This is a genomic window from Mesorhizobium sp. M1A.F.Ca.IN.020.06.1.1, assembly GCF_004023265.1.
Lineage (GTDB): Bacteria > Pseudomonadota > Alphaproteobacteria > Rhizobiales > Rhizobiaceae > Mesorhizobium.
In genome coordinates, this window is the sequence record NZ_RZSR01001743.1 from 1 (window position 1) to 521 (window position 521).

The 521-nt window shown below is 62.2% G+C and carries 1 protein-coding gene; it reads right to left on the reverse strand.

The genetic code is table 11. From position 1 onward, the window contains the following. Positions 1-45: 45 nt before the first annotated feature. Positions 46-521, reverse strand: a 476-nt coding sequence (locus EOA60_RS36655; RefSeq protein ID WP_164899956.1) for a protein-L-isoaspartate O-methyltransferase, incomplete at its 5' end; no start/stop codon positions are given.

Consider the following 521-nt stretch of genomic DNA (forward strand, 5'->3'; position numbering starts at 1 on the left):
AGCGCAAGCGATCATGACAGCGCCTTCGCTGCAAGGCAAAACCGCTCAAAATTCGAACGCATGAGCACGTTCGAACCCCGGTAGTGGCTTAATTGCCGCATTAAATGCGCGTCTGCCGGTTACAACCCCCCCGGCCTTGACAAAAAGACGCGCAACGCCGGAGTTGCCCTGCCCCTCGACCACAACCAGCCGTCCGTCCTCGGCGAGCTGGCCGAGCAATGCCGCGGGCACCTCCTCGACGCTGCCGCCGATGAAGATGACGTCATAGGGCGCCGCGGCGGCATGACCCTGCGGTAACGGCCCGATCACTACGGTGGTGTTCTGGCAATCCAGTGCGGAAAGGGTCGACTTCGCGGCTTCGGCAAGCGCCGGGTCGCTTTCGAGCGCAACCACCGATTTTGCGATTCGGGAAAGCAGCGCGGCCGAATAGCCGGTGCCGCAGCCGACATCGAGCACCGAATCGGTGTCGCTGATTTCGGCCAATTGCAAAAGCTTGGCGAGCGGCGACGGTTCCATCAGAT